This window comes from Streptomyces sp. NBC_00440 (assembly GCF_036014215.1).
Classification (GTDB): Bacteria; Actinomycetota; Actinomycetes; order Streptomycetales; family Streptomycetaceae; genus Streptomyces.
Genome location: NZ_CP107921.1, coordinates 4,755,325 through 4,779,272, shown reverse-complemented (window position 1 = coordinate 4,779,272; position 23,948 = coordinate 4,755,325). Strand labels below are relative to the sequence as shown.

The window sequence follows — 23,948 nt, the reverse complement described above, 5'->3', positions numbered from 1 at the left end:
GCCGATGGAGGCAGCACACCATGACGGGTGACCCCCGACAGGCGGACGTCGAAGCATCACAGGCGTTGCTGGATCAGGTCGACCGGGACGACGCGGTTCAACTGCCCGCCCTGTCGACTGCGGAGCTGTGCGTACTCGGAGCCATGCAGGCCACACTCGTTGACGAGGACGCGTGGTCATGGTGGTCCGGCAAAGCCGAGGCGGAACGGTTCGAACTCTCGGCCATGGCGCTGAAGTTCCTTGTCCACCGTGGGCTGCTGGCCGAGCCGGAAACCGGGCCTGCCGAGCAGGATCCCGGGCCCGGTGACGAATCCGGAGCAAGCGCGACGGAGGACGCCCCCGGCGAGAGCGTCGGCCTTCCGGTGCGCCCGCTGCTCGCCATGATCCTGGCAGGCCGCACCCAGCCGTCATTCATCGTCGTCCGCCGCGAGGGGGCCAAGGCCGAGCCCGACCGGATACGGCTGTACGGAATCGCCGAGGAGGGGCGCGGTCTGCGAGCAGTGCTGGCAGAGGAAGCCACCGGCAACCATGTCTCACGGTTCGGACCGGCCTACAAGTACGTACTCGCCAGCCCGGCGGAAGCTGTCAGATCACTGCTGCGCTGGGTCGACCGCCCTCCAGCCGGGCACCGATTCGGCCGGCGCCCCTCCAAAGTGATCGACGTGTATCAGCCCAACAAGGGCATGGGCCCTGACCTGGACCGTTTCGAAGTTCGACGGAGTTCCGCCGGGCTGAGCGTCGAACGTAACCAGGACGGCACCCCGATCGACTGCGACGAAGAAACCCTCGGCCGCCACCTGAGCGAGCTGCTTTCCGGACCTGGATCTGCCGCGTGAACCTGCCTGCGATGAGCGAACCCGTCCACTACACCGAGGAGCGCTGCGCGCTGCGCTGGCCGCTGGTGTTCCACGGCTTCTTCTGGCCGCTGCTGCTGATCGGCTCGTTCGTTGCCCTGCTGTTGACCGACAATTCATCGGTGTTCATGCCCGGAGTGATCCTGGGCATCTTCGGATCCGTGAGTCTCGGAGGTCTCCACCTGGCGGAGGACCGGCCGATCGGGATCCGTGTCGACGCGGCCGGTATCTGGATCGGCGGCATTCAGCGGACGGAGCGCCTGAAAGCTCGCGGTAGGACCGGAGGGAAGAAGCTGCCCCGGGCGCGGGCGCACCGGCGACAGGTCTTCTTCTGTCCCTGGGACGCGGTCCAGCGCGTCGAAGTGGTCAGTGATCACCAAGAGATCCGGAAGATCGCCAAGGTCGGCCGCGATGTGGGATCGTCCCGCCTGGAGACTGCCACCGGCACCATCAAGCTCGGGTTGCTGACAGCTCCCTACATGCGTGCGGCGATCGTCATCAACGTCGATCTCACCGCCGCGAGTGTTCCCGAATTCCGCCCTCCCGAGCAGCGGTCCTTCTGGAAGACCTCGGCACCACAGCAGTTCGCGGCTTCCCCCGTCTGGTCGGCCCCGACCCGCCACCCGGAGAAGCTGCGCGCGGCGCTGGAGCAGGCGGGGTCGCAGGCACGGCGCTGACACGAACGGCACCAGTCTTCACGTACGGTTCCAGGCCCGGGCCCAGCGCGAAGAGGCCCGGAAGAAACCGACGGACAACCGCTGCCCGTCGGCGGCGGCAGCCTGCCCACGTACGGTCAGCCCTCCCGCAGTACCGCCAGCGCGAACACCAGCCGCAGGTCCAGCCAACCGGCCTTCGGCATATAGGTCCTGACCCCGCGGTCCGTGTGATCGGACGTGAGGGCCACTTCGTCCTCGCCCGCCCGCCAGGTCACCGGCTTGCGGATGTGGTTGCTGCTTTGGCCGCCGCTGTCGTCACCACCGAAGATCAAGGAATCCACGACGCTTTCGGCCAGGCTCCCCGCCTGCCGCGCCACAGCCGCCTTGCCCCGCGCCGCGACCTCCTTGGCACTGCCCTTGGCCCAGTGGTAGCGGGCCACGACGTCCGGGTGACCGGGCTGCCGGAGCCACCAGGTGTGCTGGATCGTGCGTTTCGCGGCGACGGTCCGGTGCGCGGCGCCGATCTCCTGCCCCGCTCCGTCCGCGACCCGGTACTGCTCGCCACCCTTCCCGCCGGTCACGGGCGCGAGCGCACAGATCTGTTGACGGGGATCCCGGGCCGCGTAGAACTCGTACGCCTTGATCTCCGGGTCGGGCTGTACGACAAACACGGCGGGCGCGAAACACCGTACGGGCCCGCCGACCGACCGCACACGTATCGCCCGCGGTCCGGTCACCGCTTTACGGCGGAACGTGGCCGGCTGCTCCACCTCGCTGACCACGAACCAGGAGATGCCCTCCCAGGGCATCGGCTCGACCGGCGGCTCCGGGGCACGCCGCTGTCTTCCGAATGCCATCGTTCGCTTCTCTCCTCAGGTGGCGCGGGCGTTCAGCGGTTGACCGACTGGATCTCCTGAACGGCGACGTCCTTCGTGTCCCCGTAGGTTCCGTTGGGCAGGCTGTCGCCCTCGCCCGTGGTGCTGGTCCAGTTGATCTCCCAGGTGAGCGTCGCCCGCAGCGGATACGTGCCCCCGCCGGACGAGCGCTCGTACGTCACGCCGCAGGACGGGGTCCGGTCGGCGGAGCCCTTGGTGTACGGGGTGCCGATCGACTTGTCCGCGTTGAGCGGGCAGTCGCCGCTCGCCGGATAGACCTCCGCGTCGTCCGTACCGGGGTCCAGGTGGAGGGCGACGGGCGTGGCGGTCGTCGTCGCGGAGAGTCCCGTGCCGGGCAGCGAGGCGGTCACCGAGACCGGCTTGAAGCGGGCCTTGTCCAGCCAGACCCAGGTGGGCAGGTTGACTGTGGACTTGCCCGCCGGGGCTGCCTCGATCTGCGTTTCGGGGACGGGGAGTTCGTCGTACGCGTACTCGGCGAGGATCTTCGGGCTCACGGCGAGGGGCTCGTGCGGGGTGGTGTTGTTCGGCACCCAGAACGGCATCCTGTCGCAGGCCGTCGCGCCCGGTTCGTCCTTGCGCTTGGGGTTTACGACAGCTGCCCAGAACTTTCCCTTGCCCTGCTGGTCAAGGTTGTAGTTCTTGTACTTGCCGTCCTTGTAATAGCTGTCGAGTACATTGCCGATCACATCGCCGATCCCGAAGATCCCGACGGCCCGCCACTCTTTGACGCTGGCCTGAATCTCCTTGGGCGAGAAGGCCGGTTCATACCAGCAAGCGGGGGGTGTCCAGTTGCTGTCCGCAGGAGACAGCGAGCCGGTCTTCGCCGATCCGGGGTCGCCGTTGGTGGTCGTCCGGATACGAGTCTGGACGGTAATTTTCCCGTTGCCCGACCCGCCCTTGGCGCTCCCCTGTTGGGCAGTGTCATGCCTGTTGCCCGCATAAGCAGGTGATGCCAGAGCCGAGACCGATACCAATACTGCGCCAAGTGCGAGAACACGACCAGCCGTCCTATTCAACGCTGGCACGCCTTCGCTCCCCCGTCAGATGTGATCACAACCGTCTGCCATACGCCCTTGGTGTTCTTCTTGAGCTGCGTGTTGTAGAGGATGTAGTCGTCGGACGAAGGCGTGCCTTTCTCCACCTTGCCGGTTTTACGGTCCTTCGTGTACGCCGTGGTTTCATCGGCGCAGTACGTCACGGATGCCGCACCAGTGTTCTGGAGCTTGACGTGCTGGTTGTAATAGCGGGCCGTCCCCGAGAAGCTCTGCCCTGCCTTGTAGAACGAGGCGATGTACTGGTATGCGTCCAGCAACGCCGCGTCCTTCGTATAAAAGTCGACAGCGGGGAACTTCTTCGTCTGGGGAGTCCCCTCGGTGACGGCAGCGTCGATGGCGTTGATGTGCCTGCGGCTGTCCGCCAACACAGCGTCTTGCTGAGGGTCGCCGGTCTGCCAGCCCTCGAAGACGTTCTTTACGTCCTTGGGCAAGGTGATGTCCGGCCGCTCGATCCCGTCCGCAGAAGCCGAAGCGGAAGGCGCCGCCGTCTTCGTACCGGTGTCCGCTCCCGGCACCTTGTCCGCCTTGTTGGAGGACGCCGAGTCACCACCGCCGCACGCCGACAGCAGCAGTGCCGCCGCGACCACCAGCGACGCCGCGCCGGCCCCCCGGCGCACGGGACGTGAGGGGAATGTGTCATGCATGAGGGTGTGTGCCTTTCCATCTGAAACGGGGCCCGCAGCCGCGCGCACATGCTGCTCTGCCTGCCCGGGGATACCCCAGCGAACGGATCGCCATCAGCCCGTCACGGACTCGGCGACCGAAGAACCATGCACGGTTATCGAGTGGCTGTAGAACAGGCCCGTCAGCACCGGCTGGTACGTCAACTGCACTGTCACCTCGACCCGTTGTGCGTTGGCCGCCGTGCAGTGCGAAGCACCGATGTCCTGCCCGGACATCCCCATCTCGACCGCGAAGGCGTGCACGCGCGCGTTGCAGTTCTGGTAGTTGATCGGCGCGGGTCCGCCCTGGTTGTCGTACAGGGCCTCCCGGTCTATGTCCTGTGCCGCGTACCGTGCGGCCTGCTCCGCGATGTCCGCGGCACGTTCCCGCTGCGAGATCGACAGCCCGCCGTCCACCACGAACGCGGCCAGGGCCAGGAACACGAACGCGAAGATGATGACCGCCGCGGCGCCCGACCCCCGGTCGTCCAGCTGGGCCCGGCGGGACTCGATCCATCCGGTGAGCGCGTTCACTGCGTCCTCCGGTACGGGTCGATCGGCGAGGTGAAGTGCCCGCTCAGGGTGGTGGGGATGTTCAGGCCGAGCATGGCGAGGCCACGGATCTGGCAGCTCACGTCGACGGTGAAGAAGCCGCCCTTGACGAACCCCTTGGCCGTGACGGACACCGGGCCGGAACAGACGTCGGTCAGATCCGCGTCGGCGGCCCTGCGCGCCTCGGACATCGCGACGCCGTCGTCCTTCTGGATCGAACCCGCACGGGCGGCGTCCCGCGCCGCGCTGTCCACGGCGCCGCGCCCCTCGACCAGCTGCCCGAAGCCGACCAGCACCAGAATGAAAAGGATCATGATGGGGGCCAGGATGACCACTTCGATGGTCGACAGACCGCGGTCGGCCCCGACTCCCGCGCGGTCCAGCCGCATCCGTACGGCACGCGACGCGCACCTCACACCCGTATCCACACTCGCCACACCCGCACGGGCACATACACCCGCGAACACCTGCCGCCCCGCCACCCGTTGGCCTCTCATCAGTCCCGCACGAACCGTTCGACGGGCCCCCGCGACTGCGCGTGCACCGTGAGGCCCAGGCCGGGGAAGACATTCGGGACCCGTGCGGTGATCTCCACGCCGACCGTGTCCTTGTCCGGCTGGAGCATCGTCACGTTCGGGCCCAGCACCAGCTTCGAGCCAAGTTGCTGGATGTAGCTCTGTACGACGTCGCCCGCGTCCCCGCGCCAGCCCCCGGGGTTCGCGTCCGCCTCGGCCCGTGCCTTGCGCGCACCGGCCTGCGCGGCGGCCTGCGCCACGTGGTCGGCGAAGAAGTACAGCGCGAACTGCACCGTCGCGAAGATCATGAAGAACAGGACCGGCGTCAGGAAGACGAACTCGATCGCGGTCATGCCGGAGTCACCGCGGGCGGAGGCTGCCTCCACCCTGCGGCGTACGAACGCTCTGATCCTCTGACGCACCAGCACCGACTCAGTGACTCGATCGATCGGACTCGTAAATGAACAGTGGACCCGGAAGGGTCCCGGAAGGTCCCGAAGGGCCCGGCTCAGCAGGTGCCGCTCGCGCTGGCTCCCTTGATGCAGTTGCCGACCTTGTTGGCGCCGTCACTCAGCGCGGAGTTGATGATCGCGGCGACCACACCGACGATCGCCACGACGACCGCCGAGATGATGACCCACTCCACGGCTGACGCGCCGCGGTCGGTGTCTTCGGAGCGGGCACGCTCGACGCGTGCCTGCAGGAACGTGATCAGGAAGTCGACAGTCGGGTGACTGAAGCGGCGTCCGAACATGGGATGAAATCCTCTCAAGAGAAGGGGAAGCGGGATCAGACCTGGAAGACGCGCATCGCGGCCGGATAGATGAGGAAGACCAGGAACCCGGCGCAGAGAAGCAGCTGGGCGACAAGCATCGACTGCGACTTCTCACCAGCCGCTCCCTCGATCTCGGCCATTTCGCGGTGCCGCATCGTCTCGGCCCTGGAGGCCAGCGACTCACGTACCTTCGCCCCGTCGTCGGCGACGAGCGCCAGCGACGACGACAAGTCCTTCAGTTCCTCGATACCCAGATCCTCGCCGAGCCTGCCGAGCGCGAGCCACTGGCTGGTACCGGTGATCCGGGCGTCCGCGAGCGCGTTGCGGATCCGGCGCAGTGCCCAGCCTTCGCTCACCTCGGCGGCGGCCATCAGCGCCTCGGGCAGACCGCGCCCGCCGGCCAGGTTCATCGAGACCAGGTCCAGATACGCACCGATGACGCGGCGCAGGTCCTTGCGCTTGTCCGTCGCGTCCCGGCGTACTTCGAGGTCCGGCAGGAAGAAGAAGAGCAGCCCGCAGACCAGTGCGAGCCAGACCGGGATGATCGGGCTCTTGCCGAAGCCGATCAGCACGGCGATGGCGAAGAGCATCGGGCCGAAGATCAGGCCGACCACGCCGAGCAGCACCTTGGTCGCCAGGAACCCTTCCCAGCCGCGGTCGAGGACCGCCAGGTCGGAGCGGAGCGAGCGCTGCTCCCAGCCCTGCTGGAAGTAGAGGTCGGCGATCCGCACCCCCACCCGCGCACGCAGCGAGCCGAGCCGCCCGTCGTGGGAATCGTGGTCGCCCGGCCGCTCGTACCCGGAACCGGCCGCCCGCAGCGCGTCGATGCGCTGCACCTGCGAGACCGCGGAGCGCCTCGTACGCGACAGGGCCCGTACGAGGACGAAGACACCGAGGCCCAGTACGGCCCCGATCAGTACCGGTGCGGTGAGAATGTCGATCATCGCGGCGCCCCCTGGCCATGGTTGAACGGCGAGGCCTGCGGAGGAGTCTGCTGCTGTCCGCCCGGATTCGCCCCGCCGGGATACTGGCCACCGGAGTACTGCCCACCGGGAGCCTGCTGGCCACCGGGAGCAGGCTGCCCGCCCGGAGCCTGGTGCCCGACAGGAGCCTGGTGCCCGACAGGAGCCTGCTGCCCGCCCTGCTGCTGGGACCCGTGCTGGGACGCGTCGGGCCGTACGAACCGGACCTCGGGTTCGGCGCGGATCAGGAAGCGCTCCGGCGTCTCGATCACCGACAGCTTGCGCAGCCACCAGAAGCCGAGCGCGAACAGACCGCACACCCCGGCCAGCACCAGCTGGCCCATCGGTGAACCGTACGGGGAAACGAAGCTCCGGTTGAACACGGCGAGTCCGAGTACGAACGCCACCGAGACCACGACCACGATCTGCACGCTGCGCCGGGTCGACGAGCGCTGTGCCATCACCCGGTGCCGCATGTCGATCTCCTCGCGCGCCGACTTGGAGAGCGCGCCGAGCACCTGGCGCAGACCGGGTCCGCGCAGCTTGGCGTTGAGGATGAGCGCGGCCACGATGATGTCGGCGGACGCGTCGTTGATCTCGTCGGCGAGGTACTGGAGGGCCTCCGGCAGCGGCATCCGGGCGCGGAGCCGGTCGACCAGCGCGTCCAGGTGCGGGCGCAGGGCGGGGGCGGCGGCGCGTGCGGAGGCCGGGATGGCCTGTTCGAGGCCGACGGCGCCCGCGATGGTGTCACGGAGCGACTCGGTCCAGCCCGCGAGGGCCTCCACCCGGCGCATGGCGATCTTCTCCTGGGCGGCGCCGCCGAAGAGGCGGTCCCAGAAGAAGACGAGCAGCCCGGCGGCGACTCCGGCAACGGTCCAGCGGGTCAGCAGCAGGACGACGAGTCCGACGCCGACGGCGATGGAGCCGCGCCGCCCGATGAACTGGACCAGTTCCCTGGCCCGTTCGCCGCGCTCGGCCTTCACATGGCCGGGCTTGGGCTCGACACCACGGATCGCGACGATCAGCAGCGCGAGACCGCCACCCGCCGCGACGCCGCACCCGAGTCCGAGCAGCAGCTGCGGATCGAAGAACCCGCCCAACGAGGAGATTCCATTCATACGGTCTCCTTCACCCCCAGGCCCCTGAGGGGCGATAGCCGTGTACGGCGAGGTCGTCGAGGCACGCCACCGGGGCGTGCGGCAGGACACGCCCGTCGGGCGTCTCGGCGAAGACCTCACTGGAGAGGACGCGGCCGTCGACGCCGTTGACCTCACGGACCGAGGTGACGGCACGCTGGAGGCGGCCGCCGCTCTCGAAGTTGTTGCGGCGCTGCACGAAGACGACGAAGTTGACGGCTCCGGCGATGAGCATCTGGCTGGCCTCGATGGGCAGCCGCTCGTTGGCCTGGAGCGCGTAGGTGGAAATACGGTTGAAGACTTCGCTCGAACTGTTGGCGTGGATCGTGGAGAGCGAGCCGTCGTTGCCCTGCGACATCGCGTTGAGCATGGTCACGATCTCGTCGCCGAGCACCTCACCGACGATGACGCGCGAGGGGTTCATACGGAGCGAACGGCGCACCAGCTCGCCCATCGAGATCTGGCCGAGCCCTTCGGAGTTGGGCAACCGTTCCTCGAACGCCACGACGTTGGGGTGGAGTTCGGGGAACTGGTCGAGCCCGAGCTCCAGCGCGCGCTCCACCGTGACGAGCCGCTCGACCGGCGGGATCTCGTTGGCGAGGGCCCGCAGGAGCGTGGTCTTGCCGGCGTTGGTGGCGCCCGCGATCATGATGTTCTTACGGGCGCGGACCGCGCAGGCGAGGAAGTGGGCCAGCTCGGGGGTGAGCGTGCCGTTGCCGACGAGGTCCGCCATGAAGACCTTGCCCATCCGGGCGCGACGGATGGAGAGCGCGGGCCTGCGGGCGACCTCCATCACGGCCGAGAGCCGGGAGCCGTCGGGGAGCCGCAGGTCGAGCTGGGGGTTGGCGGAGTCGAAGGGGCGGGACGAGAGTCCCGAGTAGGCGCCGAGCACCTGGATGAGTTCGACGAGTTCCTCGTCGGTGTCGGCCACCGGGTCGACGCGGGCCTCGCGCCCGTCGGCGTAACCGACGAAGACCTGGTCGCAGCCGTTGATGTCGATGTTCTCGACCTCGGGGTCGTCAAGCAGCGGCTGGAGGCGCCCGACTCCGAAGAGCGCCGCGTGCACGGCCGCCGCGTACTGCTCCTCGGTCTCCGCGTCGAAAGGGGTACGCCCGGCGTTGATCTCCGCGCGCGCGTACTCCTCAAGTATCTGGGCGATGACGGCGCGCGCGTACTGCCGCTCGTCCTCCCCGGACATCGGCGGCGTGTTGCTGACCTGGTCGATACGGCGCTGTTCCGCGATCCGGTCGCCGGCCTCCTGCCGGTACCGCTTGACCAGGCTGTGGTCGACGACGTCGCTCATCGAGCGGCCCCGGCGCCCGGCTGTGACCAGGCGGCGCCGAACTGCTGGTAGACGTCGGCGGCGACCTTGCGGGCGCTGCGGATCAGCAGCGACTTGTCGAGCCGGCCGCGGCCGCGCCCGGAGAGCAGCGCGGCGCCGGAGGTGTCGTGCGCGAGTGTGCCGATGACCCGGGCGCCGGTCTGGGCGGCGACGAGCATGTCGTTGACCTGGTGGGCGACCTTGGCGGACGCGCTCGACTCGACGACCAGCAGGACGCCGATGAGCGGAGTGGCCAGCTGCGACATTCCGCGCTGTCCGCCGTGCAGCTGGGCGGCGAGGGCGGCGGCCCGGTCCCGTACGCGGGCGATGTGCTCCGGTTCCGTACGGGCGACGAGCAGCACGAGGCCGGCCTGCGGCAGCAGGTCGAGCGCGGGCGAACCCCCGGCGATCCGGCCGATGTCGGCGATCACGTCGGCGGGCGCGTGCGGTGAGTCGCCGAGGGTGGAGAAGGCGTGCCCGAGGGTGGGCCAGACACCGGCGAGGCCTGCGGCCTGCTCGGCGGAGCCGATCCCGACGAGCAGCTCCAGGCCGCCGGCCATGGGCTGGGCGTGGTCCCACAGCTGGTCGGCGGCGAGCCCGCGGCGGGCTGCGGCGGCGATGGAGAGCAGGCCGGTGTTCGGGTTGAGCGGGCCGCCGTTGGAGGCGGTGGTGCGGTAGACGAGGTCCCCGCCGGCCGGGTCGGCTTCGGCGAGCAGCGCCCGCCGGGGCCAGACGGCGGCGAGGGCGAGGGCGGCCGTGGTGACTCCGGGCGAACCCTTGTCTGCGGCGAGGGCGATGAGCGCCATGTCTTCTGCGTTCCTCTGGGTTCCTCTGGGGGCGTCGGTCAGCCGTTAGTGGGAAGCAACCGTGACCACGGCTGCTTCCCCTGCGGATGCGGCCTGCGACAGGGCAGCGGCGTCGGCGTTGTCGACCAGGAGGGTGACCGCGAGATTGCCGCTGCTGATGGTGGAGTCGTTGGGCTTGTCGGCCTGGCTGACGGTGGCCCGGTTCACGATGATGCCGCCACCGGAGGACCCGGAGTTGCTGGACGAACCGGACTGGCTGCCGCTGCTGCTGGAGCTGCTGGAGCCGCTACGGTCGCCCACCCGGTAGACGGTGACGGTGTCGCCGGCCTTGATCCCGACGGGGTACTGGCCGTCCTTGAGGGAGAGTCCGACGACGGCCTTGCCCGCGGGGGTGCCCTTTTCGCCGGTGAACATCTCGCCCACCAGGAGGGACCCGGAGTAGAGGGCGCTCCTGGCGGTGAGGGTCTTCTCGACGGTGCCGAGCTGGTCCCACTTGATGTAGTTGATCGAGTTGTCGTTGGCGACCATCACCGACGTGACGTCGCTACTCGTGATGGCCTGGCCCGCCTCGACGTTGTGCGTCAGTTTGGCGACCTCGACCCGGTTGCCGGCCCGGAGCACCAGCACGGTGGCTCCCAGCGCGCCGACGAGGATCAGCAGGACGGCGAGCGCGGCGAGGGCGGGTTTGCGTTCACGGGCGACGGTGGGAAGCCGCTCACCGGCCGACTGGGCGGGTGAGGGAACCCTGTGGTTGCCTGCACCCGTGCGCTCCTGGACCTTCACGCCGCTTCTCCCCGAATCCCCGAAATGTTTCTCTGCGACATATAGCGAGTCGACTTCGCCGCCATTTATCCGGTTCCGATTCCCAGGCCACCGGAGGCTGTCAAGTCATCGCACCGTAGCAGCAGCACATAAGCGCCTCAAGACGAGATAAGGATCGCGAACTTCACGCGCATCGCCAGGATCGGTCCAAACCGGTCAGAATCGACGAGCCTTGAGGGCCACCCAAAGATTCACGAGATTTCCCCGTACCCGCTGCACGACAGGGCATCGCCCGTTGCATCCGCCAACCCTTCACGGAGATCCGCCGATCGGGGCCCGCCAGCCCGCAGCCAACCCGGGGACTGGCGATGCACACGCAAATTCCTGAGGGCCATGGCGTCCGCATCACCGTCACAACTGGGCAGTTGGGGGCCAGGGAGGGAGGGGCGGGGCTGCACCGAGAACACAGGCTCGGGCCCCGACGCGAGCCCCGGCAACGAGCCCCGGCAGGAACCTCGGCACGCGGTTGGGGTCGGCCCGGCGCGGACCTGGCTGGGACTTGGCACGATCGGGGCGCGGACCGAGGTCCGATCGGGCACGCAGCGAGGTCCGATGCGGCCCGAGCCGGGGGCGGTCCAGGCCCGGGCCGAGCCCGGGCGGAGCCCGAACCGCGGGCTGCGCGATGACGGCAGCGGGGTGCGGTTCGGGTGCCCAGCCGCCCGGTAGCCCAGCAATATGTGAAGCGTGAACAAAGCGTAATCAAGACGGAACCTTCGCCCCGGCCGACAGCGCCCAATCTCCCGGATCCCCCCAGGAACCCCAGGCAACAGCCGCCGAACACCGGCCCCCACGCGCCCGCGCACGCACCATTCACCCCAATCGTCACCCGGGCCTCACCCTGCGCGGCGAATTCAGCCTGGTGAAACCAAGTGCCGCCCGGATAGCGTCAATTACCTCCAGTCCACAACCGCCCCACCGGGAGTCGCCAGTGAACCGCCGATCCTTGCCCGCTGCCGCAGCACTCGCGACCGCAGCGGCACTTCTTCTGACCGCGTGCGGCGGAGGCGGTGACAGCAAGTCGAAGGACTCGGGCAAGATCGCCGGGGCGGACCAGGGGGCATCGAAGTCAGCTTCACCCTCGGCTTCCGCCTCAGCCTCAGCTGACGTCGATCGACCCAAGTTCAGCCTGCCGTCGGACATCAAGTACGTCTTCGAGTGGCCCAAGACTGGCGACAAGGAGAAAGACGCCGTCATGTCCGACGCCGAGCAACTCATCAAGGCGAGGGACTACGCAATCGTCAAGCAGGACCCACTCCAGGCGGGTTACCGGTTCTACACCGAAGGGGAACTCACCGCATCGACTCAGGAATACGTCGCGGCGTATGTCAAAGCGAAATCGCGCATCACAGGAACCATTCGCTACTACGGCCCGGTCATTTCACTCAATGGTCCCGACAAGGCTACGTTCGCCTTCTGCCAGGATCAGGGAAAGGGGTATGACCTTCACCTGCAGACGAACAAGATCAACAAGACGCCAGTGACGAAGAACAGCTACGTCCTCTACAATTCAGCGCTACGCAAGAACGACAAAGGCGTGTGGGTTACCACGGCTTTGAACTCCGACAGGGGGAGTTCAAAGTGCCAGCCTTGAAAGGCTCGTACGGCGCGTTGGCGGCAACAGCGGCCCTTGGCCTGCTGTTCCTCAACGCCGGCCCAGCTCAGGCAGACTTTGAAACGGGGGGCGGAGCTTCCGGCACCGATCTCGAAGCACACGCGGGAGACTCAGGCAAGAGTGGCGGGGGTAGTCGCGGAGTCCAGTACTCCCCCGCCAACAGCGGTCCGGGTAACCTGGCTTCCGCAGGCGACTGGTCACCGCCAGCCTGTTGGTTTGCCCCTACGTATTCCCCTGCCGAGTTCCAAAAAAAGAATGAGGATGTCTGGAACGAGGAGTCGACCGGCTATCAGTGGGATGCAATCCAGCGTGACTACTACGCCGGCGGCCATCCATACAAGGACTTCAACAAGGCCAAAGCGGGCAAGGGCTACTGGTGGACTTCATACGTGGACAAGAGCTACCCACCGGGCTGGGACGCCTGCCAGGACCGAAAGGATTTCTGGGTCGACACCGGTAAGCCACCGCCGGCGGACCGGCCCGACGCCGTCACCCCGAAAATGCTCGCCGAACTCGCATCCGCGCACACCACCGTCCCGGACACACACGTGACGCTGGCTCCCGCAGGCGCCACCAAGGTCAATCTTCCGACGTGGGCCTGGCTCGACAAGACACAGTTCAAACCGGTCTCCGTCACGGCTTACATACCCGGTATGTCGGCCACCACGACCGCCAAACCCGTCTCGCTGAAGCTGGAGCCGGGCACGGACGACTCCGAACTCCACCCGGCCTCAGGCGAATGCACCTTCAACGCCGACGGCTCCATCGGCACCGCCTACAAGCCTGGTGACGCCGACAAGACACCACCGTGCGGAATCACCTATCTCCGGGCTTCCGGTGACAGCGGTCCCTTCAAGCTGCGCGCCACCATCACCTGGAAGATCTCCTGGACAGGTACGGGAAACCCCGGGCAGCACTCCCTGGGCACCGGCACCTTCGGCACCACCCAGGACGTGACGGTGGACGAGATCCAGGCCATCAACCGCTGACCGCCCCTCAGTCCGCCCGAATCGGCTCCACCGGGATCCCGGCGGGCGAGCGCGGCGACGATCCAGGTGCAAGGCCTGCATCCGGCCGGCCGGTCCACTCCCGCGCTGGCGAACCGGGAGCCTCAGTGGATAGCGTCGTACGGCTGGAGTCGGCGCTCCAGGACTCCCGGGCCCGGGCCAGGCCGCCGTCCCCCCGCGAAATCCGATGTCGTCAACCACTGAGGCAGACCCGAAAATCATGTATCTGGAAAAGTCCCCCAAGACCTGGTCGGCCATCTGTATTGCCCTCTACCTGGTCGGGATCACCTACATGGGCGTGGGTTCCATTCCGGATGAAATCGGCCTGTGGCTGGGGCTGTCGGCGCTATTCCTCGTTGTGCTGCTCCCGTGTCTGGCCGTACCCATCTCCAAGGCCATCTACCAGCGCATCCGAATCGACGGGGAAACCCTCCGGGTCGGCCGCGAGCGCATTCCGCTCGCCGATGTGGACCCGGCCTCGGTTCAGGCCGCGCTCCAGGGCGCCGTATCGACGCCGATGGAACGCAACGCAACCTCAGCGGCCGCCATCGATGCCCCGGCGCCGGGTCTGCGGGCAGCCGAGCGCACCGGACCCCGCCTCGTCGGCGGCGGCTGGGCCGTCCCGATGGGCATGGACAGCGTGACGATCTCCACCTGTCAGGGGGAGTTGCTGCTGATCGCCACCCGGAACCGCACTGCCTTCCTGACAGCCCTCGCGAACGGGACGGCAGGGCGCGGCAACTCCTGAGCCAGCAACTACGCAGAGACCGGTCCGGCCGACTGCGCCTTCCGCCGACTCGCCGCGCGTCTCGGCGGAAGGCCGTGCCGCTAGGGTCGGACCGTCTCGCCCGTCAGTTCGGTCCAGGAGGTAACGGTGGCATTCGGCAAGGGCAGAAAGGCCGAGGAGCCTGCGGTGGAGCCCATTGAGTGGGTGAACGTCCACAAGTTCATCATCGGCACCGTAGAGCGACCGGAGACCATCAAACGCAAGAAGGCGGTGTACGGACCACGCGCGGTGCGCGTACCCAAGGGAGGCAAGGACTACCGCGTCAACACCCCTTGCGCATACCTCGCTCCCGCCTCCCGACCGGTGGACGGCCCCTCCCACAACGATCTCACCCTGTACGAAGACCCCGAGTGTCAAAACCTGTTGTGCTACGTGGAGCCGCCCGAGGAGGTCGACGGTGAACGCCACCACCTCGTGCACGACGCACAGGGGCTGACCATCGGCACCTTGCGCCGTATTCCTCCCAAGCGTCCCTTCCGGCATACCTGGCGTATAGACCAGCCGGGGCACGCGGAAATCGTGGGCCGCAATGAGTGGGCCAGTGGCGACTCGACGAAGGAGGTAGTCGGCCGTGCCGCTGCGCGGATGACCATTGGATTCGTAGCCGGACTGGCCGACTTCGGTGGTGGTAATGGAGATCAGCCGACAAAGCCTCGAACTCTTGAGTGGCGCGTGGAAGAAAAGGTAGTGATGATGTCGGAGGGCAGCGTCGAAGTATCAATCAAGGCCGACTGGATCGACCGTCGACTGGCCTTCGCATTCGCCCTTGTTGGCGACAAATAGGGCAGTGAATCGTCGGCGAAGAACAGGCACCGGGCGCAATCAGGCGTCGCGCCGGGCGATAGATTACAGGGATAATCTGAGTTGCAGGATGCGGGCTGCACCACGTCGTCATACCTAGCAGAGTCCTGAGGGGGAGAGAAACCGTGAGAATGGCAAATCCAGATGACCTCGATCATCTCGCCAAGCTCATTGATGGCAAAGGCGGTGTACAGGACAAACTTGACGAAGCGTTTACTAGAGCGTCGAATCTCGGCGTTACAAGCCATCTCGCGTCTCTCAAGCCACTGCGGTCCTGGGTATCGGACACGGCGCCCGATCTGCGCAAGCGCGCCGTCTTCGCCCGACTGGAGAATGGCGATCCCGATGCCGGCTTGAAGTGGGCCGGATTCACCGACGCTGATCTCAAAAAATACAAGGGAGAAAAGCTCGGACCGGACGTCATCCTTCTGGCCAACTCGGTAGCAGCCAGCGACGAACCGCAGTCGGACTCCTTCAAGCGGCAGAAGCACGAATCCCTCAACGACTGGCTCGACCGACTCAAGTCGCAAGCCATCGGACAGATTCCGGGGCTTCATCCGCACGAGAAGACGATTGCGTATTTGATCGGGCTTTACGGCGACTGGGGGTCAGTCACACAGACAACCGCAACGGTCACCATGCAGGGCGCCGCGCTGACCAAGGTGCTGGTGGGTAACTCTCTCGCCAAGGGGGCGCTGCGGACCTGGAAGACCCGCATCGGCGTTTCGTTGCGCGGGTCCAGCAACGGAGCTCTGCGATGGTCAGGCACCAAACTCATCAAGGCGAAGCTTCCCATCCGCTCGCTCGGGGCCCCCGGGAGTTGGTTTCCGGGCAAACTTAGCCAATGGGCACAGAAGATCCCTGGCACGAAAGGTAAAATCGGCGACGTAACCGGCGAACTCTACAATGAGTTTCGCAAGCTCCCCTTCATGGATGCCAAGATCGTGAAGGACCTCACGGCAAACAGTGCCATTGACTTCATCGTCGGCTCTGATTCGCTCGCCGCGCAGTACGGAGGGATAACCCACGCAGGAACGAACGTCGTCCGCGCCGGCAACGCAAACCTACTCAAGGTCACCGGCAAGGTCTTCACTGAGTCACGTGGCCTGGGATCCACCCGGCTGGCCGCACTCGGCAAGGGCATCGGGACGGCTGGCAAGGTATCTGGACTCCTCCGCGGGGCGGGCATTGCCGGAAGTGCGGCATCGACTGTCTTCAGTGCGGCGAATGTGATCGCGCAGGGCAACCCGGTCACCGCCTTCAAGAAGAAGGGCGCGGGTTACGTAGCGGACGTCGCGGAGGTCGGCTTCAACGCCTCCATGACAGCCGCCATGATCGCCCCTAATCCGATCACCATCGGTCTCGCCGTCGGTACGGGTCTTATTTACGGCGGCGCCAAGGTCGTCGAACACTGGGACGACATCAAGAAGGGTGCTGGAAAGGCCGCGGACTGGGTCGGGGACAAGGCGAAGAAGGTCGGGGACGGCATCGCGAACGGCGCAAAGAGCATCGCCAAACATGCGAACCCGATGAGCTGGTTCTGACGCCGGGCGCCGGTTCTCGGGCCGGCGCCCGCTTCCAGGCCTGTCCGGTCCCGTCCCCCCGCGCCCACAGGGCGTCCGGCCTGTGGACCTCGTCAGTCCCGGCGGCGCAGCCTGCCGTACAGCACGAAGGCTTCCATCGCGGCAAAGAGGCCCGCGCAGGTCCATATCAGTCCGCCTGAGGGCCCAGGCCTGCCCCGGCGCCATCATGCTGCACCAGCAAGGGCGGGTGAGATCGCATTCTGCAATGACGTCCGAGTTCCGGGGCGAACTTGGCTTGAAGTAGCTTGCCTTGCCTGTACAGGGCGCGAACTGCCCCGAATTATTGGGGTCGGTGAATACGTAGCTTCTCCGAGCATTTCCTCTGCTGCGCCGTGACCAGCCCCAGGTAGTGATCCAAGCGAAAGCCGGTACGCCTGTGCCCCGACTCACGCCGTATACCCGAGACCTGCAAGTACCCGGGTATACGGGAAATGGCCCGGGATCCCGAGCGCCGCCGACCGCCGGCGCGGCCGGCTGGTCCGGGGGTGGGCACGCTGAATCAGCTGAATCAGCGGTTCGGATGGGCCTTCCTGCCCCCCTCTCTGCCCACCCCCTACGAACTGCTCACGCCTCGTCGATCAGATCCGACTTGTCCGGTAGCAGGTCAGCCAGCTTCTCCCAGATTTCCCTCGCGTTCGACCGCGCCAGTACCAGCACGCTCTCCGGGGTCACCTGGCCCGGCAGGATCGGCTCCTCCGGCTTTTCGCGGATCCAGTAGCCGAGGGCGCCGCAGTCCCAGACCGCAAGGGCGCGGAGCATCGCCGCGCGTTCGTCCTCGTGCTTGCCGTCCCAGGCCGTCGTGATGCGCCAGGTCGAGTTCATGGTGAGGACGAGATTCGTGAACTGCGCCAGGTCCGGGTCCTTGAGGTTGCTGTCCGCCTCCACCAGTGCCTTACGCACCAGCTCGCGCGTCGCGTCCTCGTCGACTCCGTCGCCCTCGCCCAGCGCCACGAAGGCGGCGTCCAGGGCCCCCATCGACGTCTCTATCCGGTCGACCGCCGGCTTCTCGCTGTCGCCGCTGCGGAGGTTGACCTTCCTGGCCAGCTCCCAGACCAGCGTGCTCGGCTCCAGCGGTACGTACTCGGACTCCTCGTCGCCGGGCCAGCCGTCGTGGGAGATGACCGCGTCCTGGCCCACGATGACTCCGTGGTTGACCGGGCCGTGCTCGCCCGTGACCTCCACCGTGATCATGACCATGGGGTCGGCCAGCGCGCCCAGCAAGTCACGCATCAGCGGGGAGAGTTCACCCTCTTCGCCGACCAGGCCGATCTGCTGGAGCTCGACCAGCGAGGGCCACAGCTCGTCCGGCGGGGTCTCGCCGTCCAGCAGGTGCGCGAAGACACCGATGTGGCGGTCGGCCAGGCGCAGGCGGCCTCGGGAACTGTCGTACGAAGGCATGTCTCTCGTTCCTCCCCCAGGGCCTGACGGCCGCGCGGCTCACTTCTTGGGATGCTGCAGGTCCTTGGCGGACTGAGAGGCCTTGTGGGCCTCCTCACGCAGCGACTTGGCGACCATGGTGCAGGTGGTCCGCCAGCTCTTCAGCTTTCCACGCACAGAATCGGCGTTCGGCCCGGCCCACGTCTTCATCACCGTGGTGCTCTGGGTGTGGGGCGAGTCGACCAGCGAATCGATGTGGTCGGCCAGCGACCTCAGAGACGCGGCGCGCGAATTTAGTTCCTGGATGTCCGGATTACCCATAGCAGCCTCCCCCGCTGTCACACAGATGCCGTCAAGCATAGACGGACTTCAACAGACGGCAAAGCGCAGTTCAAGGACGCGCACCACCCGGCGTACGAACTGACTCATGCGCCCCTTCCGGTGCGCGCGCACGACTCCCCTGCCTCGCCCTGCGTGCCCCACACCCTTACCCATTACGTACCACCCACTTCTTATGCCTCTTCTGCGTTCCGGTGGCATTCATTCCCCTGAACATGGCGGACTCTGATTGGTTCCGTATTCGTTGGGCGGAGATCTAACTGGAATAGGCCGGAGGTGGCGTGAACGACGGCGTCCGTAGGGGCAGTTGCTCCGGTCACCCGTCATCGCGGCCCTCGACGGTCAATCTTGACAAACAGTCCATCGGGTGATGATTGCGCAGATCGCCCTACTCAACCCAAAAGGCGAAGATCGCCCAACTCTGCCCCCACGCAGAGCCCGAGACCCGTTGCCCGCGGCCCGATTCACTGACCCCGATACCCGAAGGGTCTTTACGGGAACTGCCTGCTGTGCGGTAGCGTCCACTGTTGCAAACGGATAGTCCGTTTACCTCAGTGACAACGGGGAGGATCGCGATGGATCGCGGCGCAGATCTTAGTCAACTCCGGGACCTGGCGAAGAAGTTCCAGCACAGCTCTGGAGACCTTCACACGCTCATCAAGCACCTGAACACGGCGACGTCCAGTAGCACGGGCTTCTGGAAGGGTCCCAAGGCCGACAACTTCCGCAGTGACTGGGAGAGCGTTCGTCCCACCTTCGAGAAGTGGGTCACAACGCTGGGCGATGCCCACAAGTCGGCGAACACCAGCGCCGACAACATCGAAGGTGCCACCTGAGCACGGTTGGCTGTACGCACGACGCCGGGGCGGTCACCTGACAGGTGGCCGCCCCGGCGTCTGTGTATCCGGGTATCCGGCATCCGGCTCTCCGGTTCAGCCCCGCATCACGCCCTGGACCGGTGTCATCGTCCCGCCCGTCACCAGCAGCCCGCTGCCCACGGGCCCGGCGGTCGAGTTGGACGGCAGACGGATGCTGAAGAGCTCGCCCTCCTGAGGGGTCTGCGGTGTCAGCAGCAGGCCGTTACGGCTCTTGCGGGCCTCCGTGACGAAGCCCCGGTACTGCGAGGACAGCGAGTCCGTCGTGCCGGCGGCGATCAGTCCGTGGTCTCCGTCCGCGCCCCTCTTGATGACCGTCTCCAGGGCCTCGTCCAAGTTTCCGTCGTAGAGCAGTTCCGCGTCGTCGACGACCACCACGTACGGGCGCCCCTCCGCTTGCTCCAGCAATTCCTCCAGATCGCCCTCGCGGTGCTCCCCGTTGAGGAGCCCCAGCACGCCCGGCCGCCCCTCCAGTTCCCGCAGCGGCGAGCGGCGCGGTGTGATGAGGACGAGCGGGGTGCCCCTGGCCAGCAGCGACTCCGCAGCGCAGACCAGCGCGTTGGAGCGCCCCGACTTCGGCGGGCCCGCGATCACGAAGCCAGGACCTGAATCGACCAGGTCGACACCCATCGGTCGCAGTTCGTCCCCGCCCACGCAGAGCAGCGCCCACAGCGGCGACTGCGGCACGGCTTCCGGGTCGAGGGCCATCGCCTGCTCCGCGGTGATGCGCGCGGGCAGCGCGTCCACCCGCATCGGACCGCGCCCGGCCGGGAGCCTGCCGTACTGCGCCTGCGCCGTCTCGGCGATCTCCCGCAGCCTGCGGACCTGGGCCTGACCGGCCGGGTCGGCGTCGAGCAGGCCGATCTGGGTCTCGTCGACCCCGGTGTCCGTGATGCGCAGGGCGCGTCCCGGCGGCATGTTCTTCGGGATCTCGCGGGTCTGGAGCCCCGCCATGCCGTAGTCGTTCGGGTCGGCGAAGCGCATCACGAGACGGTCCATGAAGGCTGATGCGACATTGCCGGTGAGACCTGAACGGTCGGCGGTCATGACCACCTTGATCCCGGCCGCCGAGCCTTCGCGGAAGATGCGCTGGACCTGCTCGATCAGCTGGCCGTAGTTGAAGTTCTCGAAGGTGGAGACGAACCCCTCCCAGCTGTCGAGCAGGAGCACCATCCACGGCAGCCGGTCCTCCGGCGCGGCCGCGGCCCGCTGCTCGGCGGCGCTGGACGCGCCCTCCATGGCGAGCATCTGCTGACGCCTGGCGATCTCGCCGAGCAGCCGGTCGATCAGTCGTCGTACCCGGTCGGGTTCGTCGCGGTTGACCACACCGCCGACGTGGGGCATCCGCACCAGCGGCAGCAGCGCGTTGGAACCGCAGTCGATGGCGTACACATGGACGTCGTACGGAGACGTCTCCCGGCCGATGACTCCGCCCAGGGTCCGCAGCGCCGTGGAGCGGCCCGACCTGGCGCCGCCGACGAGCAGGGTGTGCTCGCCGTGGACGAGGTCGACCGCGAGCGGCTTGCGGGCCTGCTGAGAGGGCAGGTCGGTGAGGCCGTAGCCGATCGGCGCGACGTCGCGGAAGGGCGCTGCCGGGTCCTGTACTGCCGACGGGGCCTGGAACTCGGCCAGTTCGTCGATCGTGACGTGTTCGCCGAGCGGCGGCAGCCACGGGCTGCGCGGGGCAGGGAAGCCCATCTTCTCGGAGCCGGCCCGGACCGCGTCGACCAGCACGGCGAGGTCCGTGACCATCGTGCCGTCGTCCTCCGCCCCGGCCGCTCCCCTGGGTGCGGGGCGGCTGTACATCGGCCAGGTGAGCGGGGCGAGCGTTGCCTTGGGGCCGCTGCCGCCGGTGGCGGGCCTGCGGCCACCGATACGTGCCGACTGCACACCGACAAGTGACTGTGCCCCGGAGCGCACATAGGCGCGGCCAGGGGTGGACTTGGCGATGGCGCCGGCGTCCGCGGCGTCGATGACGTCCTGCGATTCGGAACCGTCGGTCACTCGAAGGGCGATACGGAGGTTGGTGTTGGCCCGGATGTCGGCGCTGACCACACCGGCCGGGCGCTGGGTCGCGAGCACCAGGTGCACACCCAGCGAACGGCCTCGCCTGGCGATGTCGACCAGTCCCGCGATGAAGTCGGGAAGCTCGGCGACCAGCGAGGCGAACTCGTCGATGACCAGCACCAGACGGGGCATCGGTTCGAGCTCCGGGCGGAGCCTGCGGGTGTCGTTGTAGTCCTCGATGTCCTTGGTGCCGGTGTCGAAGAGGATCGTCTCGCGACGGTGCAGTTCGGCCGCGAGCGAGGCCAGGGCCCGCTCGGTCAGATGCGCGTCGAGGTCGCTGACCATGCCGACGGTGTGCGGGAGCCGGGCGCAGTCCATGAAGGCGCTGCCGCCCTTGTAGTCGATGAGGACATAGTTGAGGGCGTCGGGCCGGTTGGCCACCGCGAGCGAGGCGATGATGGTCTGGAGCAGTTCGGACTTACCGGCACCGGTGGTACCCGCGACGAGCGCGTGCGGTCCGTCGCGACGGATGTCGAGGACGAAGGGCCCGTCCGCCGCCACCCCGATCGGGGCGGCCGTGGTGGACCCGCCGGCCAGCCAGACCCGTTCGATATCGTCGCCGGTCGGGTCGGGCAGGCCGAGGAGGTGGAGCAGCCTGGCCGCAGTGGGCAGGGCGCTGTCGGCGTCGTCACGGCTGACGTCGCGTACCGGCGCGAGGGAACGGGCCAGCAGCTCGCACCAGTCGGGGGCCACCTGGTCGGCGAGTACCTGACCGGCCAGTTCGAGGCCGGAGCCGCGCAGCCGTACGTGCGCCGCCGACTCGGGCGTCCAGGACACCACGGCCCGGCACTCCTCGGGGAGCAGCCGCTCGTCCTCGTCGACGCAGAGAGCGAAGATACCGAGGCCCGGGCCCTCCTGGAGGAGCTGGGGCACTCCGGCCATCCGGCGCAGCAGCCGTGCCCCGTCGAGCACCAGCAGGATGTGCGGGTCGCCCCCGAGCCCTCCGGCCATACCGCCCGAGTGCTCCCGTACGGCCTTGCGGCGGCCGAGTTCGTTGAGCAGTTCATTGACCCGCCGGGTGACGGCCTCGTTGTCCGATCCGATGAGGGCCACGCAGTCCTGGCCCTGCTGGGGTGCGGTGTGCGGGATCCAGTGCGCCCAGTTCCACTCCTCGGCTGCGTCGCGGGCCGAGGACAGTACGACCAGCGAGAGTTCGCGCGGGCTGTGGAGCACCGCCGCCTGGACGGCGAGCCAGCGCGCCGACGACAGGGCGCGGGGCCGGTCGCCCGCGACGCCGACGACACCCAGCTCGGGGAAGGGCAGCGTGATCGGGACATCCGGGATACGGGGCGGTTCCGGTTCCTCCTCTCCGGGATCGCGGCGCCCCGCGACAAGTTCGACGTCGGCCAGTGCGGTGCCCACACCGATCCGCAGCTTGAGGACGTCCGGGTCGGTGAGCCTGCGCTCCCAGAGCCGGCGGCGCGGGCCGGTGGCGAAGAGCAGGATCTCGGCCGGGTCCGGGTTCTGGGCGCGCAGCCGCTTCTGCTCGTCCTTGCCCGCCCTGACCAGCTCGGCCTCGTAGGCCGCGACGTCCTTCTTGTACTGCTTGGCCGAGGTCTTGTTCTTCTTCTTGCCCTCGCGGTTCTCGCTGATCCACTGGCCAAGCATCATCACCGGGCTCATCAGGCAGAACATCAGCATGTAGATCTGCTTGGTGACGAAGTACATGCCGAGGCCGAAGAACAGCGGCATGATCGCGGCGATCAGCTGGAAACGTGCCCGTTCGCCCTTGGACGGCGGTGTGGGGATGACGATCCGGGCGCGGGGCCTGAGCGGCGAGAGGCGCGGGGGCCGGTTGTACGCGAGGCCGCCTTCGCCGGTGTCGGAGAGGTGCGCGTCCGGTTCGCCGACCTCGTCGAGTATGAGAAGCGAGTCCCCTACGCGGACGACTCCCCCCAGCGGCCAGTCCTGCTCGCCGGTGACGGGGGCATCGTCCAGCTGGACGGCCGCCCCGGGCTGAGGTGCGACGGTCGCCCTGCCCTGTACGTCGATGGCCAAACGGAGTGCGAGGGGCGGGAGTTGGGTGTCGGCGACGGGCAGAGTGCAGGTCGGGGCCGAGCCGATGGTCGCGGACCCGGCAGCCAGCCTGACCACTCGCCCGGAGGAGGCTCCGCCCGCGACGCGCACTTCGTAGCGCCCTACGGGTTCGCCCCGGCGCAGCAGCGGCCCGATGGAGTCGTCGACGGAGATCCGCATGCCGTCGCGCAGCACGGAGCCCACCGGGGTGCGCGGGTCACAACGGTGCCCGTCGGCCCAGAGGGTGGGGGCGGCCGGTGCCTGGCCCGCGTAGCTGAAGCGGGGGTCGAGGGTCGTTCCCGGCATGGGTACGACGACGGAGGGGACCGCTTCGTGCGCCTGGCGCTGCTGTGCTCCCCGGGTCGCAGCGAGCACCTCCGCCACGTCGCCGGCGGTGGCCGCGTCGTCTGTGTTGACCAGGACATCCTGCGGCTCCTCCCCCTCCCGTACGACTGTCACCAGCACTCGCATG

23 protein-coding genes are annotated in these 23,948 nt (G+C 67.7%); 8 read left to right on the top strand and 15 right to left on the bottom strand.

What is annotated here, in order from left to right; all coding sequences use genetic code 11:
- The first annotated feature begins 20 nt into the window (after positions 1-20).
- A complete protein-coding gene (locus OHB13_RS21550; protein ID WP_328378193.1) occupies positions 21-836 on the top strand; it encodes a hypothetical protein in 816 nt (271 codons plus the stop codon).
- Between the two features lie 11 nt (positions 837-847).
- Positions 848-1,531 carry a hypothetical protein gene (locus OHB13_RS21545; protein ID WP_328378192.1) on the top strand — a complete coding sequence of 228 codons (684 nt, stop codon included), beginning with the start codon at positions 848-850 and terminating at the stop codon, positions 1,529-1,531.
- A 116-nt stretch (positions 1,532-1,647) separates the two neighbouring features.
- On the opposite strand, the gene OHB13_RS21540 is transcribed toward OHB13_RS21545, so the two are convergent.
- From OHB13_RS21540 to OHB13_RS21485, 12 genes are all read right to left on the bottom strand, one after another.
- Complete coding sequence (locus OHB13_RS21540; RefSeq protein WP_328378191.1) at positions 1,648-2,367, bottom strand: hypothetical protein; 720 nt, start codon at positions 2,365-2,367, stop codon at positions 1,648-1,650.
- A gap of 32 nt (positions 2,368-2,399) precedes the next feature.
- Positions 2,400-3,092: a hypothetical protein gene (locus OHB13_RS21535; RefSeq protein ID WP_266854460.1), complete on the bottom strand. Its 693-nt coding sequence runs from the start codon at positions 3,090-3,092 to the stop codon at positions 2,400-2,402.
- A 326-nt stretch (positions 3,093-3,418) separates the two neighbouring features.
- Complete coding sequence (locus OHB13_RS21530) at positions 3,419-4,105, bottom strand: hypothetical protein (RefSeq protein ID WP_328378190.1); 687 nt, start codon at positions 4,103-4,105, stop codon at positions 3,419-3,421.
- 93 nt (positions 4,106-4,198) lie between these two features.
- A complete protein-coding gene (locus OHB13_RS21525) occupies positions 4,199-4,657 on the bottom strand; it encodes a TadE/TadG family type IV pilus assembly protein (protein ID WP_266854464.1) in 459 nt (152 codons plus the stop codon).
- Complete coding sequence (locus OHB13_RS21520) at positions 4,654-5,064, bottom strand: TadE/TadG family type IV pilus assembly protein (protein ID WP_266860796.1); 411 nt, start codon at positions 5,062-5,064, stop codon at positions 4,654-4,656. The genes OHB13_RS21525 and OHB13_RS21520 overlap by 4 nt, the downstream gene beginning before the upstream one ends.
- A gap of 107 nt (positions 5,065-5,171) precedes the next feature.
- Positions 5,172-5,543: a TadE family protein gene (locus OHB13_RS21515; protein ID WP_405944078.1), complete on the bottom strand. Its 372-nt coding sequence runs from the start codon at positions 5,541-5,543 to the stop codon at positions 5,172-5,174.
- Between the two features lie 155 nt (positions 5,544-5,698).
- Positions 5,699-5,944, bottom strand: coding sequence for a hypothetical protein (locus tag OHB13_RS21510; RefSeq protein ID WP_164259321.1), 246 nt, complete (start codon positions 5,942-5,944; stop codon positions 5,699-5,701).
- A gap of 35 nt (positions 5,945-5,979) precedes the next feature.
- A complete protein-coding gene (locus tag OHB13_RS21505; RefSeq protein ID WP_266854468.1) occupies positions 5,980-6,909 on the bottom strand; it encodes a type II secretion system F family protein in 930 nt (309 codons plus the stop codon).
- Entirely contained in the window at positions 6,906-8,045 is a 1,140-nt protein-coding gene (locus tag OHB13_RS21500; protein WP_328378188.1) for a type II secretion system F family protein, read from the bottom strand. The genes OHB13_RS21505 and OHB13_RS21500 overlap by 4 nt, the downstream gene beginning before the upstream one ends.
- Positions 8,046-8,055: 10 nt before the next feature.
- The gene (locus tag OHB13_RS21495) at positions 8,056-9,366 is read right to left on the bottom strand and encodes a CpaF family protein (RefSeq protein WP_164259316.1); all 1,311 of its coding nucleotides are present in this window, start codon (positions 9,364-9,366) and stop codon (positions 8,056-8,058) included.
- Positions 9,363-10,190 carry a hypothetical protein gene (locus OHB13_RS21490; RefSeq protein WP_328378187.1) on the bottom strand — a complete coding sequence of 276 codons (828 nt, stop codon included), beginning with the start codon at positions 10,188-10,190 and terminating at the stop codon, positions 9,363-9,365. Before OHB13_RS21490 ends, OHB13_RS21495 begins: the two co-directional genes overlap by 4 nt.
- A 45-nt stretch (positions 10,191-10,235) precedes the next feature.
- Entirely contained in the window at positions 10,236-10,973 is a 738-nt protein-coding gene (locus tag OHB13_RS21485) for a hypothetical protein (RefSeq protein ID WP_328378186.1), read from the bottom strand.
- Positions 10,974-11,940: 967 nt separating this feature from the next.
- Between OHB13_RS21485 and OHB13_RS21480 the strand changes: the two genes are divergently transcribed.
- The 5 genes from OHB13_RS21480 to OHB13_RS21460 all read left to right on the top strand — a co-directional run bounded on the left by OHB13_RS21480 (position 11,941) and on the right by OHB13_RS21460 (position 16,763).
- Entirely contained in the window at positions 11,941-12,603 is a 663-nt protein-coding gene (locus OHB13_RS21480; RefSeq protein WP_328378185.1) for a hypothetical protein, read from the top strand.
- Positions 12,591-13,613 (top strand): hypothetical protein, encoded by a 1,023-nt coding sequence (locus tag OHB13_RS21475; protein ID WP_328378184.1) that lies wholly within the window; start codon positions 12,591-12,593, stop codon positions 13,611-13,613. The genes OHB13_RS21480 and OHB13_RS21475 overlap by 13 nt, the downstream gene beginning before the upstream one ends.
- Positions 13,614-13,851: 238 nt before the next feature.
- Entirely contained in the window at positions 13,852-14,379 is a 528-nt protein-coding gene (locus OHB13_RS21470) for a hypothetical protein (RefSeq protein WP_328378183.1), read from the top strand.
- 126 nt (positions 14,380-14,505) lie between these two features.
- Positions 14,506-15,201, top strand: a complete 696-nt coding sequence (locus OHB13_RS21465) for a hypothetical protein (protein ID WP_328378182.1) — start codon at positions 14,506-14,508, stop codon at positions 15,199-15,201.
- A 143-nt stretch (positions 15,202-15,344) separates the two neighbouring features.
- Complete coding sequence (locus OHB13_RS21460) at positions 15,345-16,763, top strand: PE-PGRS family protein (RefSeq protein ID WP_328378181.1); 1,419 nt, start codon at positions 15,345-15,347, stop codon at positions 16,761-16,763.
- Between the two features lie 603 nt (positions 16,764-17,366).
- Here the strand turns inward: OHB13_RS21460 and OHB13_RS21455 are convergent.
- The gene (locus OHB13_RS21455; protein WP_328378180.1) at positions 17,367-18,200 is read right to left on the bottom strand and encodes a hypothetical protein; all 834 of its coding nucleotides are present in this window, start codon (positions 18,198-18,200) and stop codon (positions 17,367-17,369) included.
- 39 nt (positions 18,201-18,239) lie between these two features.
- The gene (locus OHB13_RS21450; RefSeq protein WP_328378179.1) at positions 18,240-18,500 is read right to left on the bottom strand and encodes a WXG100 family type VII secretion target; all 261 of its coding nucleotides are present in this window, start codon (positions 18,498-18,500) and stop codon (positions 18,240-18,242) included.
- Between the two features lie 593 nt (positions 18,501-19,093).
- On the opposite strand from OHB13_RS21450, the gene OHB13_RS21445 reads away from it, so the two are divergent.
- Complete coding sequence (locus tag OHB13_RS21445; protein WP_328378178.1) at positions 19,094-19,354, top strand: WXG100 family type VII secretion target; 261 nt, start codon at positions 19,094-19,096, stop codon at positions 19,352-19,354.
- Positions 19,355-19,450: 96 nt separating this feature from the next.
- Here OHB13_RS21445 and OHB13_RS21440 read toward each other — a convergent pair whose 3' ends face one another.
- Entirely contained in the window at positions 19,451-23,947 is a 4,497-nt protein-coding gene (locus tag OHB13_RS21440; protein WP_328378177.1) for an FtsK/SpoIIIE domain-containing protein, read from the bottom strand.
- Position 23,948: the final 1 nt, after the last annotated feature.

Excerpts from the sequence above, each read along its gene's own strand:
- OHB13_RS21550 (WP_328378193.1), top strand. The coding sequence starts at position 21 with ATGACGGGTGACCCCCGACAGGCGGACGTCGAAGCATCACAGGCGTTG.
- OHB13_RS21545 (WP_328378192.1), top strand. The coding sequence starts at position 848 with ATGAGCGAACCCGTCCACTACACCGAGGAGCGCTGCGCGCTGCGCTGG.
- OHB13_RS21540 (WP_328378191.1), bottom strand. The coding sequence starts at position 2,367 with ATGGCATTCGGAAGACAGCGGCGTGCCCCGGAGCCGCCGGTCGAGCCG.
- OHB13_RS21530 (WP_328378190.1), bottom strand. The coding sequence starts at position 4,105 with ATGCATGACACATTCCCCTCACGTCCCGTGCGCCGGGGGGCCGGCGCG.
- OHB13_RS21520 (WP_266860796.1), bottom strand. The coding sequence starts at position 5,064 with ATGCGGCTGGACCGCGCGGGAGTCGGGGCCGACCGCGGTCTGTCGACC.
- OHB13_RS21515 (WP_405944078.1), bottom strand. The coding sequence starts at position 5,543 with ATGACCGCGATCGAGTTCGTCTTCCTGACGCCGGTCCTGTTCTTCATG.
- OHB13_RS21510 (WP_164259321.1), bottom strand. The coding sequence starts at position 5,944 with ATGTTCGGACGCCGCTTCAGTCACCCGACTGTCGACTTCCTGATCACG.
- OHB13_RS21505 (WP_266854468.1), bottom strand. The coding sequence starts at position 6,909 with ATGATCGACATTCTCACCGCACCGGTACTGATCGGGGCCGTACTGGGC.
- OHB13_RS21500 (WP_328378188.1), bottom strand. The coding sequence starts at position 8,045 with ATGAATGGAATCTCCTCGTTGGGCGGGTTCTTCGATCCGCAGCTGCTG.
- OHB13_RS21495 (WP_164259316.1), bottom strand. The coding sequence starts at position 9,366 with ATGAGCGACGTCGTCGACCACAGCCTGGTCAAGCGGTACCGGCAGGAG.
- OHB13_RS21490 (WP_328378187.1), bottom strand. The coding sequence starts at position 10,190 with ATGGCGCTCATCGCCCTCGCCGCAGACAAGGGTTCGCCCGGAGTCACC.
- OHB13_RS21470 (WP_328378183.1), top strand. The coding sequence starts at position 13,852 with ATGTATCTGGAAAAGTCCCCCAAGACCTGGTCGGCCATCTGTATTGCC.
- OHB13_RS21455 (WP_328378180.1), bottom strand. The coding sequence starts at position 18,200 with ATGCCTTCGTACGACAGTTCCCGAGGCCGCCTGCGCCTGGCCGACCGC.
- OHB13_RS21450 (WP_328378179.1), bottom strand. The coding sequence starts at position 18,500 with ATGGGTAATCCGGACATCCAGGAACTAAATTCGCGCGCCGCGTCTCTG.
- OHB13_RS21445 (WP_328378178.1), top strand. The coding sequence starts at position 19,094 with ATGGATCGCGGCGCAGATCTTAGTCAACTCCGGGACCTGGCGAAGAAG.
- OHB13_RS21440 (WP_328378177.1), bottom strand. The coding sequence starts at position 23,947 with ATGCGAGTGCTGGTGACAGTCGTACGGGAGGGGGAGGAGCCGCAGGAT.